A 15,456-nucleotide genomic window follows, 5' to 3' on the forward strand; every position below is an offset into this window, starting at 1 on the left:
CAATGCCTTGGTATAGGCGTGGATTGGATTTTTGAAAATCGTGTGTACATCGCCACGTTCAACCACGCGACCTGCATACATCACGACCACTTCATCGCAGGTCTCAGCGATAACTCCGAGGTCGTGGGTGATCATGATGACGGACATGCCCATTTCCTTTTGAAGATTGTTGATGAGGTCTAAAATCTCAGCTTGCACAGTCACGTCGAGCGCTGTTGTTGGCTCGTCGGCAATCACTAGGTCTGGCTTACAGGCGAGAGCCATGGCGATGACCACGCGCTGGCGCATGCCACCTGAAAGCTGGTGCGGGTATTCATCGACTCTGCGCTCTGGAGCTGGGATGCCTACTTTATTGAGAATATCGATCGCGGCTTGGCGCGCTTCTGATTTGGACATCTCACGGTGGAGAAGAAGAACCTCCATTAGCTGGCGGCCAATGCGGTGCACGGGGTTGAGCGCTGTCATCGGCTCCTGGAAGATCACACCGATCTCACCACCACGGACTTTATAAAATTCTTTGTGTGCAATTTTGCGTAGGTCTCGTCCCTTGAAGAGGACTTCGCCACCACGGACATGCCCCATTGGTTTTGGGAGTAGATCCACGATAGACATGGAGGTCACGGACTTTCCGCAACCCGACTCCCCAACAATACCAACAGTTTTTCCTCTAGGCACGTTGAAGCTAACACCATCGACAGCACGCAACCAGCCACGTTCAGTCTTGAACTCGGTGACGAGACCATTGAGCTCTAGAATATTTTCAATTTCTGACACGATCGTTTTAGTTTTGGTTGATTGAGCGTTTTTCTAACTCTTCTAGCTTAGGAATTCCCTTGCGGTAAAGATCGAAGAAATGATTTGTCTCCGGCAATTTCTCACCCGTTTTTTTAGCTGCTAGAATTTTTTTCTTCAGGTCTTCATCTATCCAGTAAAGGTAGCTTTCGGTAGGGAGATAGACATTTGGCACACAGAACTCGTAGAGGTTAGTTTGAGGCCACTGCACCCATTTCCAATTGCCCATACGCACATAGGCTGACTTCAGGGCAGGAATAAACAGTGCGTCATCGTGCACCAGTTTTTGAACTGCCCATGCGTCTTTTCGTAAAGACTCCACATTGGTTGCAGCGCGAATATCCTCACAAAGTTTGTCCATTACTGGGTTGCTGTAGGAATTGAAGTTGGTTGTTTGTGGCTTCACATTCCCCTTTTCATCGTATGCATTGCTAGAATGGTACAGACCATAATAACGAGGGAATGGTGGTTGCACGTTCCATCCAGAGAAAGCAGATTGATGCTTTTTCTCTAACATCTTAGGGAATGCCACAGAGATCTGCTGTCCGTCTAACAATATTTCGACCCCAGCTTTCTTAGCTCCCTCTTTGAGTTTATCCATCATTTGGTCGTAGATTGGTACCCTCCCCCAAGTGATTTCTAGCTGTAGTCTCGCACCTTTGGCATTGACTAAATAGCCGTCGCTATCACGTGAAGCATAGCCGGCTTTAGCAAAATACTCCTCAGCCTTACTCACTGAATACTCTCGGGGCTCGATATTCGGATTACTAAACATGCCAAATCCTTCACCACAGTGACGGAGACGCTCGGCGTCCCCACGGAAAAGTATGGTATTCACTTTCTTAAAGTCCATTGCATGTGCGAGCCCCAATCTAACATTGAGATCATTCAGTGGCTCTTGATGGATATTGAGGTAAATTCCACGAGGCACTCGTGGGAAGTCATTGTAGAACTGTACTTTCTCAATGTAGCCGTTGAAATACTGGGGCACCTCCATTTTCTCGTACCAGTAGTCTGGAGAGCCCAGAACGAATGTGTCCAGATCGCCAATCAGAAACAGTTCGAAAGCTTTCGATTTCTCAGCGATCACCTGATAACTGATTTTATCCACATTATGCGAATACTTGTAGAATTTCTTATCTTTTGCCCACCAATCTTTGACACGAGAAAGCGTCACATTACGGCCTTTCTTGATATCTTCCGGGTGTACGGTGTATGCACCAGTTGTTGGAGCCACACGCCATTGGTAACGGTCTTTATAGTCTGGGCCGTATTCAGAGTAAAAGTGAGGGGCTGATGGTGAAATATTACAGTAGTATGGCAACTTCGGCTTAGGTGAGGGCAATGACACTGAAATCATCGAATCTCCATAGGTTGTGATATTTGCAAACTGTTCTTTAAAATACTGCTTTTGGAATGGGTTAATCACATTATCAGAGATACGGATATAGATATAAAACATGAAGTCTGACGCCTTGATTTTGACTCCATCACTGTAAGTCGCATCAGGATCTAACTTAAAAAACATCGTGTGCCCGTCAGCACCGCGCGCCCACTCACTGGCTAGAGCGGGAATTGGTTTGTCGGTGATCGGGTGATACCCAACAAATCCCATATCGATCTGGTCATATAGCTCCCCACGGAAACTGCCGTTAGAATTTTTCCCGAATGGCCTCAAAGTTTTAGGAAATGTGAGCATCCATGTATGAAAGACCCCACCTTTCTTGGCTCTAGAGTCTCCAATAATAGGATTCTCCATGCCATTCTCCCACACCAAATCTTGCGGGATATCACTTGGTTCTTTAAAATCAAAATAGCCATTGAGCCCCTGACGGTAGGCATACTTTTCGCGTAGCTTCACGAGCTCTTTCAATCGAGATTGCTTCGCTTTTTTCTCAGTCTCAGTGCTAGCAGCCTGCAATTCTTTGGTAAGAATTTTCTCCTGCTTATCTATATCCTCTTGTTCCTCCAGAAGCCACTCTTCAATATTGCGGTTGTAGTTCTCTACAAAGGCCTCGAAGCCAGATTCGCGTTGCACCTTCACCGTTGTCTCTTCACATGAGGTGAAGAGAGGCACACTGAGTAGGCACAGGAAAATTTGAACGTATTTCATAGTTCGAAAATATTATTTGTAAGTAGTGAATTTTTTAGGATCGAAGGCGTCTCGAACTGCTTCACCAACGAAGGTCACCAAGATCAAAGTGGTTACCAATGCAGTGAAAGAGGAAGTAACCAACCAAGGTTTGGAGAAGTTACCTAAACCATCTTTCAGCAAAGTCCCCCAAGTCGCGTATTCTGAAGGGAGACCAAAGCCCAAATAATCAAGGGCAGTGAGTGACATCACAATACCTGAAACACTGAATGGAACGAGTGTGACCAAGATAGCCACGGTGTTCGGTAGAATATGGGTAAAGATAATGCGCGAGGTGGATGCTCCTGAGACACGAGCAGCAGCAACATAATCCCTTGCTTTTTCCTTCATCGCGGCAGTTCGCATCAGGTAGGTCATGCCCATCCAGCCAAAGAGAATAAGTATCCCTAGAATCATAGCCAATCCACGGTTCTCAGCATCCACCATGCTACTGAAGATAATCACCACGAAGAGGAACGGGATGGTTGAGAATATTTCAATGATACGCTGGAATATCAAATCAAAGGCTCCACCAAAGAATCCCATCAAAAGCCCCAGAGTGACTCCGATAATGTAGATCATCGGGATATAGATGAGCGCGGCTTTGATGTTCACTTGTAACCCGCCATAGAGGTAGGCTAGCATGTCGCTCCCTAGAGGGGTGGTACCGAGCAGGTGCTCACCGCCTGGAGGCGATGCGTGAAACAACACCTTGCAGATTTCCTTGCCACCAGAGGCAAGGAATTCCTCTTTGCTCATGCCTTCTCCTTTGTAATCTTCAGAACCAGCCACGAGCACTCCCGCCTCATAGCGAGCTTCATAGACTGGCTCGCCATTTGGCTTTCTCCCGATTGCTAAGCCTTTCTTTATGCCTTCTCGGTATTCAAAGATCATATGGCGAGACTCAGAATCACCATTGAAGAGAGTCGAGGCACTACCATTCATGGGTTTACCGTCCATTCCCATAAGTAAGCCATCATTCTCCTCTAAAACCTTATACGGGACTTTCACAGTATCCTGAGTCGGATCGTATGGGACCAGCGGCATCACTACTGTGAATCCCTCTTTACCCTTCAGATTTCGGTAGTTCATTTCCGCTGATGCCAAGTCGCCAGTCTCGCCAAAGTCCTTGCCGGTATAGACCTTGCGGCTAAATGCTGGGAAGCTCACCCCCTCAGAGGTCTGTACAAAAAGAGCTTTTTTACCGACGACCACTTGGTCGAGCCCAGCCAGGATCACCATTGCAACAATGATGATGAAGGAAACAAAGCCACGTGTGTTTGCTTTGAACCTCTGCAGCCGGACTTTCGTTGTCGGCAGCATTGGGCGACCAGCTGGTACTCTCGCTAGGATAAGAGCAGACAAGGCTACGCCAATAACACTGACAATATAGCCAAACCACGCCACTTTTCCAGCCATGGCTCCGTCGCCACTAGCACTGTGCAACCAACTCGTCTTGTGGGACAAATTATACGCCCAACTAATAGACGGTAAGTGCATGCCACATAACTCAGCCACGGTGGCTAGAATCGAAGAAACAAGTATAAACCAAGCAACTTTTCTCATAAAATTTTTCTTCCTAATGCTTAGTTAAATTTAATGCGAGGGTCGACCATCGCAACAATCAGATCCGACAGGATATTTCCTAGCAGCATAAGGAAGGCACTTATCGTCAGTGTGCCCATGATCACAGGTATGTCCTTATCCATTACTGATTGGAACTGGAGCATTCCAAATCCTTGGATATCGAAAACTCGCTCGATCAGCATAGAACCACCCACAAAGAGTGAAATCAAACCACCCAAGCCAGTGGCAATCGGGATAAAGGAATTTCGGAATGCGTGACCAATCACAGCCTTTCGGAAAGTGACTCCCTTAGACATCGCCGTACGGACATAATCAGACGAGAGGTTATCCATCAGGTTGTTCTTCATCAGCATGGTTAAGAAGGCAAAACCACTAATCACGTAACAAATGATAGGGAGCACTGTGTGGTGTGCTAGATCCATCAGTTTACCAAATACCGACATGTCATCAAAACCTTCGCTGGTTAGTCCGAAGATAGGAAACCATCCCATCTGGGCACCCAAGAAAACAACCAAGAGCGCACCGAGCGCATAACCAGGTATCGCATAGCCGATAAAAATCATAATCGAGCTCAAGTTGTCGAACCATGAGCGGTGTGTGATCGCTTTCATCACTCCTAGCGGGATACAGGTTCCGTAAATAATCAGAGTCGACAGTAATCCAAAATAAAGCGCGATCGGTATCCTCGCAATGATCATAGAAATCACTGTGTCTCCATATTGTTGGGAGCGGCCGAGGTTCCCTTGAACTAATCCAGTGAACTTGGTCTGATACGCTACTGCTCGGAATGCATATTTCTCTGGGCATTTCTCAGCTGCTTGCTTCTCGCGTCTCGCCCAGCGCGCCGTGCGATCCTCAGGTGACTCAATGCGGATAGACCAACCATCGGCAGCAGGGTCTCCACCAGTGCTATCGCTGTAGCTGAAACTCTGCAGGCTTACCTCAGTACCCTCTTCTCTGTTAATTTTGACCTCAGCCACACGATCTGTGCCCTTGAGCACCAGACGCACATGCTTATTCGTGTTCATCTCCTTATCGACTGACTCTTTACCGAATTCTTTTTTTGTAATCCAAGTCTCTTTTGGTAGCACTCCTAACCACTGGCCATAGGCATGAAGAATATTTTTATCATAACCATATTCTTCCTCTAACTCTTCTTTATCGTCAGTAGACAAGGTTTCCGACTTATTACCGGATCCTGATTTTTCGTCATCACCACCAGCGGCTGCAGCTTGAAGCATGGCATCCATCGGTCCCCCGGGGGCAAACCGGGTCACAGTGAAGACAAGCAAAGTGATTCCTATCATGGTAGGAAGCACGAGTAAAAGTCGGCGGATAAAATAAGTTTTCATGAATGACAAATGCGCTTCACCAGTAGCACTGAACGAGCATACAAGTACGTATGACAGCCACTTAGCGAAGGCAAGAAGGGGTTTCAGTGAATTGTTCTCCTTTTTATTGAAAAAAATGGCTGGATGTGGCGTGATTTTCAGCCAAGTTCGAGCTCGCCATGCGACCACTGCTTCAGATCCTACTCACATCTCTAACCATAGTACTGCTTTCGAGTTGCGAAGGAGATCGAACCATCGACAAAGCGACGCAGGAAAAGATATTACTCATTGGTAACAGCGACGAACCAGCAGACCTCGACCCACAAGTCGTCACTGGGGTGATAGAAAGCAACATCATCAATGCTTTATTTGAAGGACTCTGCGTGCAACACCCAGAGAAGGACGGCATCCACCTACCTGGTGTTGCCGAAAAGTGGCAAGCATCAGATGACTTCAAGAGTTGGACATTTTATTTGCGTAAAGATGCCAAATGGTCCGACGGCAGTCCCCTCACCACGGTAGATTTTCTTTTCGCTTACGAACGCATTCTCAGCCCAGAATTTGCAGCAAAATATGCTGAAATGCTCTATTTCATCACCAATGCAGAAGCATTTAACAAAGGTAATTTAACAGATTTCAGCAAAGTTGGAGTTGAGGCACTAGACCCACACACCCTCAAATTTGAGCTCAAAGCACCCACCCCATTCCTGCCAGATTTAACCAAGCACTACACATGGTTCCCTGTACCCAAGCACACAGTTCTCAAGTACGGAGCTATCGATGAAAAACACACCGCTTGGACCGCCCCGGGGAAACTCGTTTCAAACGGAGCGTTCCAGCTCAAATCATGGCGGTACAACCAGTTCATCGAGGTCGAGCGCAACCCGCACTACTGGGATACTGAGCAGGTAAAACTATCAGCCATCCATTTCTTGCCGATCAAAAACCCCTATACCGAAGCGCGGATGTTCTTCGACGGCCAACTACACGTCACCTACACCTTGGCTCCCGAGATGGTTAAATACTCTAAAGAAAACTATGCTCAAAACCTCCGGCAGGAACCGTATTTCACGAGCAGTTTCCTCCGCTGTAATGTCCTCAGTGACAAAGTGAGTGATCCCAATACCCGAAAGGCGCTAGCCTATTCGATCAACCGACAAAGCCTGATCGACAACATCCTACAAGGTGGACAAATAGCTGCCCACGCCTTGGTACCGCCAATCGGCGAATACCAATCACCGCAGATGGTTGAGTTTGACCTCGCTAAAGCAAAAGAACACTTGAAGAAATCTGGCTACGGTCCATCAACCCCATTGCGACTACGCTTGTTAGCCACCGATAAGGACTCGACCAAACGACTCTGTGAAGCGATGCAGGCGATGTGGAAGCAAACACTCGGAGTGGAAGTCTCTATCGAACAATTCGAGTGGAAAACCTATTTAGACAAAGTACATAAGAGCGACTATGACCTCTGTATAGGCGGTTGGGTCGCTGATTACCCTGATGTATCAACCTTCCTCGATATGTGGGTTAAGGGTGGCGGCAACAACCGCACAAATTGGTACAACGAAGAATACGAAGCGCTATTAAAAATTGGCGCACAGTCGAGTAATCCAAGCCAGAGGATTCACACCCTTGAAAAAGCGGAAGAACAGTTACTAAAAGACATGCCAATTATTCCTCTTTATTGGGCGAGCACAAACTACCTGATTGATTCATCAGTGAAAGGCTGGCACCCACTATTACTCAACAACCACCCATACAAGTTCGTCGATTTAGAGAACCACTAAGCCATGTTTAAAACAATACTTAGCCGACTGGGTCAGGGAGTCATCGTAGTCTTCTTTCTACTCTCTATCACATTTGTGTTAGTGCGCTTGATGCCCGGTGACCCGCTGACCGATGAAAAAGCGCTTCCAGAACACGTCATTCAGAAAAACCGTGAATACTACAAACTCGATCAACCCACAGTTGTGCAGTACTTTCACTATCTGGGGAATGTGGCGCAAGCTGATCTCGGGCCAGCGATGTCAAAGGCCGGCCGTGACGTCTTCGAGATCATCCGCTATTCCTTCCCCGCCTCACTCGCACTCGGAGTCAGTGGCATTCTCATCTCTATAGCCGTCGGCATTCCTGCTGGCATCATCTCAGCTCTGCGCAAAAATTCCTACATCGACTACGGCACGATGGTGGTCGCTATGTTTGGTATCAGTATTCCGTCCTTTGTTATTGGTCCATTGCTTGCGTCATCAGTTGCTAGTAACGTCCCCTTTCTCAAAGTCGCTGGCTGGGGTGATCCACTCGACTGGGTGCTACCATCAGTCACGCTAGGTCTCGCGACCGCTGCTTACATCGCGCGTATCACTAGAGGAGGAATGCTAGAAGTTCTCAACCAAGATTATATCCGGACAGCTAGGGCTAAAGGGGTGAGTCAGCTAAATATCATTCTCAAACATACAATGCGCGGTGGTATCATCCCATCGATCGCATACATCGGGCCCGCATTTGCAGCCCTCATCAGTGGCTCGTTCATCGTAGAAACCATTTTCCAAATCCCCGGACTCGGTCAGCACTTCATCAATGGAGCACTCGCCCGTGACTACAACCTGATTCAAGGAGTAGTTATTCTCTTTGGAATCCTGATTGTCATAGCCAACCTCGCAGCTGACATCGCTCTCGCACTGCTCAATCCACGCCTACGCAAAGCCTAAGCAACACCTTTTATCATGAGCGAAACAAAAATCGATAAAGGTAATTCTCTCTGGGCTGACGCATGGGTTCGGCTAAAGAAAAATAGAATGGCAACCGGCAGCATGGCTGTACTAGTTCTCATCATCCTACTGTGTTTCATCACCCCTGTGATCGGAGAAATCACAGCGCCTGAAGACCCACTTGAGCGCTCTAGCCACTGGTTCAAAAACCCCAACTACCAGGACCTCACCAACACTTTTGCGCCACCTTCATCAGCACACTGGTTGGGGACCGACCAATCTGGGCGTGACCTATTCTCAAGACTACTTTATGGTGGTCAAATATCCCTGCTAGTTGGTCTCGTCGCCACCTCAGTCTCACTCGTCATTGGAATTATATACGGTTCAATTGCGGGGTACGTTGGCGGTCGAATGGACACGCTGATGATGCGTCTAGTCGACATTCTTTACGGCCTTCCATTTCTGGTACTGGTGATCCTCTTCTCTCTACTCATTTCCGAACACATGAAAGAGGTGGCCATCCTGATGCAAGACGATTGGGGCTGGAATGCTGAATTCGTCAAAAAGACCACCAACCTGATCCCACTCTTCGTAGCCATTGGATCACTTGGCTGGCTCACCATGGCCCGCATGGCTAGGGCTCAGGTAATGAACATTAAAAAACAGGAATTTGTCGAAGCAGCGGTCTCACTAGGGCTCCCTCACAACAAAATTCTATTCCGTCACATAATGCCCAACATGCTGGGGCCAGTGATTGTCTATGCCACGCTGACTGTCCCAGGTTTCATCCTTTTCGAGGCATCACTTTCCTACCTTGGGCTCGGTGTTGAATCACCAAACAGCTCTTGGGGTATCCTCCTCAAAGATGGTGCCAACTACATGGAAACCTATCCACGACTCTTGATTTTTCCAAGTATTGCCTTCTCACTCACACTCTTCGCTCTCAACTTCCTAGGAGATGGCCTGCGAGATGCTCTCGACCCGAAAGCGTCTAAGGACTAATGTCGCTTAATCACCAATAAAAAAAGGCGCATCACAGGATGCGCTTTTATATTGATGAGTGAGTCTGCTTACTTCGCCACTGCTTGTAATTTGCGGAGCCGTTCGATAGCTGCACCTGAATCGATGAGCTTGCGCGCTTTGTTGACTCCATCAGCGATGTCATCAGCGAGCCCAGCACAGGCCAGACCGGCACCTGCATTGAGAAGCACCATCTCACGCTTTGCTCCCGTCTCTTTGCCGGAAAGTATATCAACGAGAATTTGAGCATTCTCGTCAGCCTCGCCGCCCTCAAGCTCAACTTCATTGCAAACTGTCAGTCCGAAATCGCTTGGTGTGACAGTCTTACTAAGCAGTTCTTGCTCACTGCAAGTTGTAAAGATCTCAGTGGTGCCCATCAGGCTCATTTCATCGACAGGGCGACCATCGGCAGTGCTGCCATTAACTATCCAAGCACTCTCGCGACCGAGATGTTGTAGGATTTCTGAAAACACTGGTCCGAGGGCGGGGTCACATACACCAATCAACTGGCATTGTGGCCGAACTGGATTGAGCAATGGCCCAATCAAATTGAAAATCGTGCGAATCCCCTCTTTAGCCAGCTCTGCTCGCACTGGCCCAACTGCCTTAAAAGCCGGGTGATACATTGGGGCGAAGAGAAAACCGACTCCCGCTTCGTCGAGGCATTTGCGGAAATTTTCTGGAGAAATATCTAGGCGAATACCTAATGCTTCCAACACGTCAGCACCACCACTTTTTGAGGTGATACCACGGTTACCATGCTTCACCACAGTGGCTCCACCGGCAGCGATCACGAACATACTAGTCGTCGACACATTGAAGAGGTTGAGCTTATCACCACCAGTACCGCAGACATCGATGCTTGGGCCATCGAAGGCCATTCTGCCTGTACCTGGGTCGACTGCACGCTCGAGGAATGCTTCCACAAATCCTGCAATCTCTGCTGCCGTTTCACCTTTTGCTGAAAGCCCTTTGAGGAAGCTCACCTTTTTCTCAATCGAAGCATTCTCATCCAATAAGAACTCAGCTGAGGCAACAATTTGGCCTGAGGTCAGCTCTTGCCCTGATTGTACACATTTGATTAGCACGTCCATGTTGGATAAAAGCTAACAGCCTATTCGAAAAGTGAAAGAAAAAGCCCACAGCAATTAAGCTGTGGGCATTTGAAAGTTGTTATCTCGAAATGAGACTAAACGATTTCAGAAACTGGAAGGTTGGCTACTTCCTCACGGATTTTTTCTGCGAGTGGAGTAGAAAGGTAACGCTCAGTGCTGGAGCAACCGATAGTTACGATTTTCTTACCCTTAGCTTCAGGACGCTTAGCTAGCTGGATAGCAGCCCATACGTTAGCTCCAGTAGAGATGCCTGCAGGAAGACCTTCTTCTTGAGCTAGCTTCTGAGCAGTCTCGAATGCGTCTTCGTTAGTCACAGTGATTGTGCCGTCCACAATGTCAGTGTTGAGGTTACCTGGGAGGAAACCAGCACCAATTCCTTGAATCTTGTGAGGACCTGGGGAACCACCACCAATAACGGGTGAGTTCTCAGGCTCTACGGCAATTGCTTGGAAACTAGGATTACGCGACTTGATCACTTCTGCAACACCTGTGATTGTGCCACCAGTGCCCACACCTGACACGAGGAAGTCAACATCGCCATCGAGTGCGCTCCAAATTTCTTCGGCAGTTGTCTCACGGTGAGCCTGTGGGTTCGCGGGATTGTCGAACTGTGAAGGGCCAAATGCTGTTGGGTCTTGTTCGAGAAGTTGCTTTGCTTTAGCAATCGCGCCACCCATACCCTTAGCGGCTGGAGTGAGAACGATCTCAGCACCAAGCATACGTAGAAGTACGCGACGCTCAATGGACATCGACTCAGGCATTGTGAGAACACAGCGGTACCCCTTAGCCCGTGAAACGAATGCAAGAGCGATTCCTGTGTTACCAGAAGTCGGCTCGATGATTGTGCCACCCGGCTTGAGTGAGCCATCCTTCTCAGCAGCTTCGATCATCGACTTTCCGATACGATCCTTGACGCTGAATAGTGGGTTGAAAAATTCACCTTTGACGTAGATCTCGGCATCGAGACCTGCAGTGATTTTGTTAAGCTTGATGAGCGGAGTGTCGCCGACCGTGTCGACCATGTTTTGTGCTAGAATTCCCATAGTAATATTTGTTTGAAATTGATTAAGATTCGAACTGCGAGACTTTCCCATCCGAACTATCGTTTGACCAGACAGAAATACTACATATTCGCATTATATGCCAACGCACCAAGTGGCGCGTAATTTTTAGCAAGCTTGATAGATTCCGCACTTCGGATAGAGCGCAGATAAGCAGTAACGCACATTTCAATTCTCCGCACAGCAGATCCTTTATCTGAATCGCGCGCTACTCACTGCATTCCACTCAAATGCTCCTGTTCGGCCGTTAATAGAATTCTAGATAACATCGCTCATCGGTCTTCAGAGATAGCCAATTCCTTGGGTGAAGCAATGCGACCCACAATAGCTAGTACGTCTGGCAGATTGGGGTCAGTGAACAACCCATTACAGCAAAGCCCCTGATGTAGTGAGTCATAGTTGACCAATCCTTCTGGGCTGCTGTCGTAGTACCACCAAGTATAGAAGGTATCCCCTAAACGGAGCCAATAGTGTATTGAAATATCTGACTGTTCATCGGTGGCTTAATCACCGGAAAACAGGACAAATGAAAAGCAAGAAAAGACAGCTCAGTGCTGGATTTAAAGCACGAATCGCCACGAAACCCTCAAGGGTGTTCACTCAATAAACGACAGTGCCCAAGAGAATGATGTAGCTCAATCTCAGGTCAGTCAGTGGAAAAAGGAGTAGTGTCTCGAATGGTTGAGCTTTTTGAGAGTTCTAACACCATCAAGAAAGAATTGAAAAAAACGAAATTAAGGAGGCTCAGATGGACCGTAAAGTGGGACTACTCGGACTAGAGAAGGACTTTCTTCTACAACAGTACGAACAGTTAGGAATCAATGTGAGCGAAAAGCTATGATTGATTCTCAGCATACGCTTTATCAATTAGGCTACAATCAGCTTTGCTAGAGAAGATCAAAGTGAGCACGGACGGCAAAGGGTGCTGGCGAGACAACGTGTTTATATAACTCCTCAAGCGGAGTATCAACTATCCGTAAATTAGACACTGCACTACAGTCATCAACCAGAACTAGAAGCTTCTGGCTGATGACTGAATGGTGTCTATTACCAACGTAGAAGGCATAAAAAAACACCAATCCCTTAAGGGACTGGTGCTGAAATTTTTTAGTCTGTAAATCGAATTTAGATCTGGAAGTCGCTGCTTCCATTATCGAGGTGCAGACCACATTCGTATTTTTGGCCACCGTAGCGAGTTTCCTCCGCACTCATTCCTTCAGTCGCTGGAATAGTGGAATGTGAATCCCCCATGGTGATATAGCCTTTTGCCTCGAGCGGATGACGCGGGAGATCGTGCATGTGGTAATGGACATTCACCTGAGCGTCAGCCCAATCAAGAATCGGGTAAGCCTTGACTGTTGCGCTTTGCTGTTGAGCAAATGGACGGTCTTGACGTGTGCTGGACTGAGCTCGGCGTAAGCCACTGATCCAAATATCTGCGCCGATCTCTTTGATTGCACGATCGAGTGGTTCGACTTTATTGATCAGACCGTACTTGGTATTTCCTTCTTCACCTTGCTCCCAAAGCTTACCGTACAGCGCTTCTTGGCGCGCTGCTGTCAGCTTTGGGTTGTAGATGCGGAGATCCACATCGAAGCGCTCTTGCAGCGTCTCGATGTACTTGTAGGTTTCCGGAAAAAGATAACCAGTATCAACGAAAGCAACTGGCATCTTAGGCGCATTTTCACTGATCAGATGAAGCATCACAGCTGCCTGCAAACCAAAGCTGGTGCTCGCCATCACACGGTCTCCATAGGTTTCATAGAGCCACTTAATGCGCTCGCCCGCTTTTTTTGCGACAAGCTCATTAGCAATAACTCCTGCATCTGTTAGTTTCTGTTCTGCTGCACTCATTGGTCGCTTTAGTCCCTTTAGTCGGTATTGAGTCGTTACGTGCTAGATTTCATCGTGCTGGGCGTAAAAATTAGCACCTAACACTTAAAACCACGCCGCAAGTCGGCTTAGCTAGGAATTGCTTCTGGCTTGATATTTTTGTGGAAATCCGGGCCATTGACAGTCGCTGCGACATAGCCAGCACGGATGACGAAGTCACCGAAGCGCTCGCCGTCTTCACGGTTCTTCGCGTAATCTTCGATGATTGGTTTGAGGATCTCTTTTGCGTCAACGCCGAGGATGTCTTGGCGGTAGAGCTTGTTGAGGCGCTGACCTGCGTGACCACCACCGAGGTAGAGGTTGTAACGGCCTGGGCCGCGACCAACGAAAGCAATTTCGGAGAGGAATGGACGACCACAACCGTTCGGGCAACCAGTCATACGAATGGTGATTGCATCGTGGCGGAGTCCACATGCTTCTACCACTTCCTCAAGATCAGTGACGAGCACTGGGAGATAACGCTCCGCCTCTGCTAGTGCGAGACCACATGTTGGAAGTGACACACAAGCGATAGAGTAGAGACGTAGCGCAGAACGCTCGTGGCTCTTGAGGATTTTATACTTCTCGAGAATAGCTTCGATCTCAGCCTTCTGGACAGCTGGGATGTTAGAGATGGCTAGATTCTGGTTCGCTGTGAGGCGGAACTCACCTTTCAGCACTTTCGCGATTTCACGAAGCCCAGTCTTCACTGGGAATGCTGGTGAGTCGACCACACGACCACCTTCGATGAAAAGGTTGAGGTGCCAATTACCTGTCTCGTCTTCGTGCCAACCGAAGTTGTCACCATTAGTAGTGAACTCGTAAGGTCGTACAGGAGCGATCTCGTAGCCAAGGTACTCATTAAGAGTTTCAGTGAACCACGCAGTGCTGCGGCTTTCGATAGTGTACTTGAGTCGTGATTGCTTACGGTCACAACGGTTACCATTGTCACGTTGCACTAGGACAACCTTCTCAGCCACGTCAACCACCTGCTCTGGAGTACAGAAACCGATGATGTCAGCAAGACGCGGGAATGTATTCTCAACACCGTGAGTCATGCCCATGCCACCACCAACTGCTATGTTGTAACCAACGATCTTCTCGTCTTCTACAATCGCGATAAAGGAAAGGTCGTTTGCGTGGATATCACAGTCGTTAGACGGTGGGATCACGATCGCAATCTTGAACTTACGTGGTAGGTAAGTCTTGCCGTAGATCGGCTCGACTACTTCTTCAGATGAAATGACTTTTTCCTGATCGAGGAAGATCTCGTGGTACGCGCCACCTTGTGGAAGCAGGTGCTCAGAAATTTCTGTAGCGAGCTTCACCGCGTCGGCGTGCTGCGTGCTAAGATGTGGGTTTGGGTTCACCATCACGTTACGGTTCACGTCACCACAGGCTGCGATACAGTCGAGCGCGACCTTGTCCATTTCCTGAACTGTGCGCTTGAGCTGGGACTTGATCACACCGTGAAGCTGGAACGCCTGACGGGTAGTAAGCTTGAGAGTATTGTTTGCAAAATTCTCCGAGATCCAGTCCATGTGGAGCCATTGCTTTGGCGAAACCACACCACCTGGCAGGCGGACACGCATGAGGAAGCTGTATGCTTTCTCTAGTTTGTGCTTGCGGCGGTTTGCGCGGAGGTCGCGATCGTCTTGGACGTAGCAACCGTGGAACTTGACCATCTGTCCAGAGCCTTCAGTGATGCCACCAGTGGATGAATCTGCGAGTTCCTCAGCAAGCGTTCCTCGAAGATAGTTAGATTCTATCTTGAGGTACTCGTTTGCTGATAATCTTTGTTCTTCACTCATAGTAAAATTGGTAATTTAAGATTTG

At 48.1% G+C, this 15,456-nt stretch carries 11 protein-coding genes; 3 read left to right on the plus strand and 8 right to left on the minus strand.

Annotation, left to right across the window (positions count from 1 at the left end):
* The 4 genes from ABGY95_RS05485 to ABGY95_RS05500 form a co-directional block, all read right to left on the minus strand.
* On the minus strand, positions 1-774 hold a 774-nt coding region (locus ABGY95_RS05485), incomplete at its 3' end, for an ABC transporter ATP-binding protein (RefSeq protein ID WP_347440692.1).
* A 7-nt stretch (positions 775-781) separates the two neighbouring features.
* Positions 782-2,905, minus strand: a complete 2,124-nt coding sequence (locus tag ABGY95_RS05490; RefSeq protein ID WP_347440693.1) for an ABC transporter substrate-binding protein — start codon at positions 2,903-2,905, stop codon at positions 782-784.
* A gap of 12 nt (positions 2,906-2,917) precedes the next feature.
* Positions 2,918-4,489 carry an ABC transporter permease subunit gene (locus tag ABGY95_RS05495; RefSeq protein WP_347440694.1) on the minus strand — a complete coding sequence of 524 codons (1,572 nt, stop codon included), beginning with the start codon at positions 4,487-4,489 and terminating at the stop codon, positions 2,918-2,920.
* Between the two features lie 20 nt (positions 4,490-4,509).
* Positions 4,510-5,862, minus strand: a complete 1,353-nt coding sequence (locus ABGY95_RS05500) for an ABC transporter permease subunit (protein WP_347440695.1) — start codon at positions 5,860-5,862, stop codon at positions 4,510-4,512.
* Positions 5,863-6,020: 158 nt separating this feature from the next.
* On the opposite strand from ABGY95_RS05500, the gene ABGY95_RS05505 reads away from it, so the two are divergent.
* The 3 genes from ABGY95_RS05505 to ABGY95_RS05515 are packed head-to-tail and all read left to right on the plus strand — an operon-like array spanning position 6,021 to position 9,554.
* Positions 6,021-7,631 (plus strand): peptide ABC transporter substrate-binding protein, encoded by a 1,611-nt coding sequence (locus tag ABGY95_RS05505; RefSeq protein WP_347440696.1) that lies wholly within the window; start codon positions 6,021-6,023, stop codon positions 7,629-7,631.
* A gap of 3 nt (positions 7,632-7,634) precedes the next feature.
* On the plus strand, positions 7,635-8,552 hold the full coding sequence (locus ABGY95_RS05510) for an ABC transporter permease (protein WP_347440697.1): 918 nt from the start codon (positions 7,635-7,637) through the stop codon (positions 8,550-8,552).
* A 15-nt stretch (positions 8,553-8,567) separates the two neighbouring features.
* Positions 8,568-9,554, plus strand: coding sequence for an ABC transporter permease (locus ABGY95_RS05515; protein ID WP_347440698.1), 987 nt, complete (start codon positions 8,568-8,570; stop codon positions 9,552-9,554).
* 68 nt (positions 9,555-9,622) lie between these two features.
* Here ABGY95_RS05515 and trpD read toward each other — a convergent pair whose 3' ends face one another.
* The 4 genes from trpD to ABGY95_RS05535 all read right to left on the minus strand — a co-directional run bounded on the left by trpD (position 9,623) and on the right by ABGY95_RS05535 (position 15,431).
* Positions 9,623-10,666: an anthranilate phosphoribosyltransferase gene (gene trpD / locus ABGY95_RS05520; RefSeq protein WP_347440699.1), complete on the minus strand. Its 1,044-nt coding sequence runs from the start codon at positions 10,664-10,666 to the stop codon at positions 9,623-9,625.
* 95 nt (positions 10,667-10,761) lie between these two features.
* Positions 10,762-11,730, minus strand: coding sequence for a cysteine synthase A (cysK, locus tag ABGY95_RS05525; protein ID WP_347440700.1), 969 nt, complete (start codon positions 11,728-11,730; stop codon positions 10,762-10,764).
* A 1,143-nt stretch (positions 11,731-12,873) separates the two neighbouring features.
* On the minus strand, positions 12,874-13,602 hold the full coding sequence (locus ABGY95_RS05530) for a phosphoadenylyl-sulfate reductase (RefSeq protein WP_347440701.1): 729 nt from the start codon (positions 13,600-13,602) through the stop codon (positions 12,874-12,876).
* Positions 13,603-13,709: 107 nt separating this feature from the next.
* A complete protein-coding gene (locus ABGY95_RS05535) occupies positions 13,710-15,431 on the minus strand; it encodes an NADPH-dependent assimilatory sulfite reductase hemoprotein subunit (protein WP_347440702.1) in 1,722 nt (573 codons plus the stop codon).
* Between the last annotated feature and the right edge of the window lie 25 nt (positions 15,432-15,456).

It is taken from the genome of Rubritalea sp., assembly GCF_039830215.1.
Classification (GTDB): Bacteria; Verrucomicrobiota; Verrucomicrobiia; order Verrucomicrobiales; family Akkermansiaceae; genus Rubritalea.

Bases quoted from the DNA above. Each gene is read 5' to 3' on its own strand.
- trpD (WP_347440699.1), bottom strand. From the start codon at position 10,666: ATGGACGTGCTAATCAAATGTGTACAATCAGGGCAAGAGCTGACCTCA.
- ABGY95_RS05490 (WP_347440693.1), bottom strand. From the start codon at position 2,905: ATGAAATACGTTCAAATTTTCCTGTGCCTACTCAGTGTGCCTCTCTTC.
- ABGY95_RS05500 (WP_347440695.1), bottom strand. From the start codon at position 5,862: ATGAAAACTTATTTTATCCGCCGACTTTTACTCGTGCTTCCTACCATG.
- ABGY95_RS05510 (WP_347440697.1), top strand. From the start codon at position 7,635: ATGTTTAAAACAATACTTAGCCGACTGGGTCAGGGAGTCATCGTAGTC.
- ABGY95_RS05515 (WP_347440698.1), top strand. From the start codon at position 8,568: ATGAGCGAAACAAAAATCGATAAAGGTAATTCTCTCTGGGCTGACGCA.
- ABGY95_RS05505 (WP_347440696.1), top strand. From the start codon at position 6,021: ATGCGACCACTGCTTCAGATCCTACTCACATCTCTAACCATAGTACTG.
- ABGY95_RS05535 (WP_347440702.1), bottom strand. From the start codon at position 15,431: ATGAGTGAAGAACAAAGATTATCAGCAAACGAGTACCTCAAGATAGAA.
- cysK (WP_347440700.1), bottom strand. From the start codon at position 11,730: ATGGGAATTCTAGCACAAAACATGGTCGACACGGTCGGCGACACTCCG.
- ABGY95_RS05530 (WP_347440701.1), bottom strand. From the start codon at position 13,602: ATGAGTGCAGCAGAACAGAAACTAACAGATGCAGGAGTTATTGCTAAT.
- ABGY95_RS05495 (WP_347440694.1), bottom strand. From the start codon at position 4,489: ATGAGAAAAGTTGCTTGGTTTATACTTGTTTCTTCGATTCTAGCCACC.